Source organism: Peptococcus simiae (assembly GCF_046097595.1).
Lineage (GTDB): Bacteria > Bacillota > Peptococcia > Peptococcales > Peptococcaceae > Peptococcus > Peptococcus simiae.
The window spans coordinates 1-4,132 of record NZ_JBJUVG010000024.1; the positions used below are offsets into that span (position 1 = coordinate 1).

4 protein-coding genes are annotated in these 4,132 nt (G+C 56.2%); all 4 read left to right on the forward strand.

The features are described 5' to 3' along the window. A partial coding sequence (locus tag ACKQTC_RS09125; protein ID WP_408978133.1) for a copper amine oxidase N-terminal domain-containing protein occupies window positions 1-697 on the forward strand: 697 nt, incomplete at its 5' end. An 80-nt stretch (window positions 698-777) separates the two neighbouring features. After that, complete coding sequence (locus tag ACKQTC_RS09130) at window positions 778-1,794, forward strand: SLAC1 family transporter (RefSeq protein WP_408978134.1); 1,017 nt, start codon at window positions 778-780, stop codon at window positions 1,792-1,794. 308 nt (window positions 1,795-2,102) lie between these two features. Further along, a complete protein-coding gene (locus ACKQTC_RS09135; protein WP_408978135.1) occupies window positions 2,103-2,606 on the forward strand; it encodes a copper amine oxidase N-terminal domain-containing protein in 504 nt (167 codons plus the stop codon). Window positions 2,607-2,638: 32 nt separating this feature from the next. Then, entirely contained in the window at window positions 2,639-4,009 is a 1,371-nt protein-coding gene (locus tag ACKQTC_RS09140; protein ID WP_408978136.1) for a copper amine oxidase N-terminal domain-containing protein, read from the forward strand. Window positions 4,010-4,132: the final 123 nt, after the last annotated feature.

Below are 4,132 nucleotides of genomic sequence, written 5' to 3' on the forward strand. Positions count from 1 at the left end.
TCTGGAATACCCTTCCAGCAAGGTTAAAGTGGGCGAAACCGTCCAACCCAAGGTCTACCTGAAAAATAAAGACGGGGAAACCATGGACGTATCCGCGACCGCTGTCTTTACCTATACCGGGAACGCCCTGGAAACCGCCGGTCGGGCCAAGGGTGGCTTTACCATCAAGAATGATGACAAGTATGTTGGCGAAAAAGTGGTCGTCACCGCTGTAGCCGGTGGCCGGACCGATACCCAAACCCTGACCGTTGTGGACCAGTCCGGGTCTGATAAGCCCTGGAATGTGCCCGGCGTCCCCCGCGGTAAAACCGGTGTCATCATGAACATCAATTCCGTCGACATGCTCATCAATGGCCAGAAAAAAACCATTGATGCCCCGGCTATCATCCAAAGCAACCGGACCTTTGTCCCCCTGCGGGCAGTGGCCGAAGCCTTTGGGGCCAAGGTGGACTTTGATCAAAAAGACTACCGGGTGACCATCCGCTTAGACGGCAATACAATCGTTATGCCTATCGGTAACAAGAACTACACCGTCAACGGGCAAACCAAGGCCATGGACGTGGCCCCCTATATCCAGGCCTCTGCCGGCCGGACCATGATTCCGGTCCGTTTTGCAGCAGAAGCCATGGGCTTTAAAGTCAGCACCACCCAAAATAACGATGGCACCACCGCCAGCGTCATTTTCAAGAACTACTAAAATATAAAAGGAACCGGCCTTGCCTCGGCAGGGTCGGTTTTGTTGCGGCTAAAAAACGTTCATTGATAAGGAGTGATCCCTTGAAGGAAGAGCAGGGAAGGCCGGCAAAAATCCGCCTGGCAGACCATTTCCAAGAATTTTTACGGCGGGCCTATATCCAGTGGATGACCATCTGTCTGGGGGTGGCCAGTATGACCAATGCCATCAATTACCTGGGCCTGGCCGATTGGCGGGTGCCCTCGGCCATTTTTACGGCCTTTATTATCCTGGCGGTTTTTCTCCGGGCCCTCTACCTGCCCGGGACCTTTATGAAGGAGCTGACTTCCCCGGCCGGGATGGCGGCCTACCAAACGGGGATCATGAGCGTCTACTTTATGTGTGTCCAGCTCCTAAAGCTGGATGCGCCCCTGGCCCACGCCATTTGGACAGTGGCCTTTGCCTGTAACCTGGTCCTGATTACCCTCTTCCTCCAGCAGTATGTCCGGAAGAACTTTGCCTTTCTGGCCCTGACCCCGGTCTGGTACCTGATTTTTGTCGGGATTGGGGTAGCAGCCATCACCGGCATGCAGATGGACTTTAACCGCCTGGCCCTGGTCGTGGCCATCTATGCCATCTGCGCCTATACCATCATGACCCCCTTTATGTTTATCCGGGTCCTGGGCCATGACGAGCTCCACTACAAGCTCCAGCCCACCAAGGCCATTATGTGCGCGGCCCCCAGTGTGGTCTACCTGGGCCTGAACGCCGCCTTTCCCCAGGTGCCCTTTATTGCAGGCCTGGCCCTCTTTGCCCTGAGCCAGGGCTTCCTCTTCTGGTTCTACAGCAATATCCGGATTTTTTCCATCCTGCCCTTCTGTGTAACCTTTGCCAGCTTCACCTTCCCCATGGGGATTTCCACCATGTTCCTCTTTGTCTTCCGGGATAACTATTTCGCCCTAAGCTCTATTATTTACAAGGGGCTCACCCTGGTGGGTGGCCTGGAATTCATCATTGCCTGTCTGGTGGTTCTCTGGGTGATTTGGCAGTTTATCGTCAATTCCTATTGGCTCTGGTACGGGATTGGCCGCCGGATGGAAATGCAGGCTGAAAAAGAATAAGCGACACCAGCCTGCCTGCCGGCAGGCTTTTTCTGAGCCTTGCCCTTTGCCGCCGGATGGCGTATCTTTATAGGCAGGGGCCCTCAGTGGAGAACGTTACCAAATTGTTACTCGTCGCCGGGCTGAGTCCATCGAAAAGCCCAGTGCTTTGTTGCCAATCAGCTATAAAAAATGGATTTTTGACCATTCGGTAACAAAAAAAGTCAATTGTAAAGCTTTTTTACATAATATTGTTACCGGCTTGACGCCCATCTCTTCTCGTATTAAGCTATCATAGCAACTGTTGAGAGGAGCGATGGAGAAAAAATATGAACATCACATCAGTCAAAAAAACATTCAAAAAACAGATCAGCGCAGTCCTTTGCACCGTCCTGGTGGCCGGTAGCCTTTTGGCAGCCAGCCCGGCCCGGGCAGAGGAGCCGGTCCAGGCCGGCACTGTGGTGACTTTATTTATGGGCAAAACTGAAGCCCAATTAAACGGCAACCGCCTCACCCTGCCCAAGGCCCCCCGGGTTAGCGCCGGCCGGACCTTTATTCCCCTGCGGGCAACGGCGGAAGCCTTCGGTTTTCAAGTTGATTATGATGCGGCCACACGGATTATTACCGTCAGCCAAAAAGACCAGACCCTGGTCATGACCGTTGATATGACCTATTATCACAAAAATGGCCAGGTGGCCTTTATGGACGTGGCCCCCTATGTATCTGAGGATGGCCATACCATGGTCCCGGTTCGCTTTATCACTGAAGCCATGGGCTTTAGCGTAGAAGCCAGCCGTAATGGCAAAGACCGCATTGTGCATATTACGCGCTAGAGGTTTTGACGCAGAAGCGTCGAGGAGGACATATGAAAAAACAAGGAATCGCATTACTGTGTGCCGGGGCTTTAGCGGTCACCAGCCTGCCCCAAGTGGGCCTGGCGGCAGATGACTTGAGCCTGGGCCAGGTAAGGGCCGGGTCCAGCGACCTCACCCTCCAATACAAGGGCGCCAAGGCCGGCGACTGGTACCATGTCTACCTGGGCGACCAGTACCTGGCCGGTCAGCTGTCTGCAGACGCTGCCGCCCGTGGGTCCCTCCAGCTGGCCCTGCCCCGGGCAGCCGCTGATGGCGACCTGGTCAAGGTCCGGATGGCCGGGGCAGGCAACCACTTCCTGTCTGCCGATGCCAAGGTGACCGCCGCCCCGGCCCCTGCGCCGGCCAGCGGCCAGCTGACAGCGGTCTACCCCTCGGAAGTCAAGCCCGGCAGCACCGTTAAGCCTCGGATCTACCTCAATGACCAGGGCCGGATGACCGATGTCTCTGATGACGCCGTCTATAGCTACAGCGGCCCCATTGTGGCCGGCAGCTTCATCAAGGGCGGCTTCACCGTTGCCCAGGATGCCCCGGAAGGGAGCATCGTCACCCTGCGGATCATGTATGGGGACCAGAATATCGACAAGCGCCTGGTCATCCGCAGCAGTGCCAGCGAAACCCCGACCCCGTCCACGCCGGAAAGCCCTAGCCCGGCCACCCCGGGCAACTTCAGCTTGGCCCGGACCCAGGTCGACAAGGACAAGGCTGAAAGCATTGACATTGCCTTAAAGCAAACCGACAGCCGGGCCAAGGCCCTGGGCGTCGCCGTTATCCATAAGGAAAACGCCGCCGCCAGGGTCACCGCCTCCGTTGCCGATCCGGCAGGTTTTTTAGCCTCCGGCAAGGGCCAGCTCAAGTTCAAGGCTGACCGGGAAGGCACCGTCGACCTGGAACTCCGGGCCTTCGATACCGCCGGCAAGGTCCTGGAACGCTACCCCTTCCAGATTATGGTGGGGAAATCGGGCCTGGCCGCCAACCAGGTCCGCATGACCATCGGCTTAAAGTCCCTGGTCATCGGCAATGAGCAAAAGGCCATGGACACCGCCCCCTTCATTCAGGATAACCGGACCTTCGTCCCCCTGCGGGCCCTGGCTGAAGCCTTCGGCGCCAAGGTGGACTACAAGGCCGCCGACCAGACCATCCATATCCAGATGGCCGACAAGACCGTCGTCATGACCATCGGCGAAAAGACCTTCACCGATAACGGCAAGACCAAGACCATGGACGTTGCCCCCTACCTGTCCTCAGGTGGTCGGACCATTGTCCCCGTCCGCTTTGCCGCAGAAGGCCTGGGCTTTAAGATCACCACCACCGCCGATAATGAAGGCTTGACCACCGATGTCATCTTCAGCAAGGCCAACTAATCCTATAGCTAACCAGCCTATCGCTCGGCGATAGGCTTTTTTTACAAAAAAAGCAAAAAAGACTAAAAAAACAGTTGACAGTCCTTGGGGACCGTGGTATTATATACAAGCTGTCGCAAACGG

Coding starts and splice junctions, on each gene's coding strand:
- ACKQTC_RS09135 (WP_408978135.1), top strand. CDS start 2,103: ATGAACATCACATCAGTCAAAAAAACATTCAAAAAACAGATCAGCGCA.
- ACKQTC_RS09140 (WP_408978136.1), top strand. CDS start 2,639: ATGAAAAAACAAGGAATCGCATTACTGTGTGCCGGGGCTTTAGCGGTC.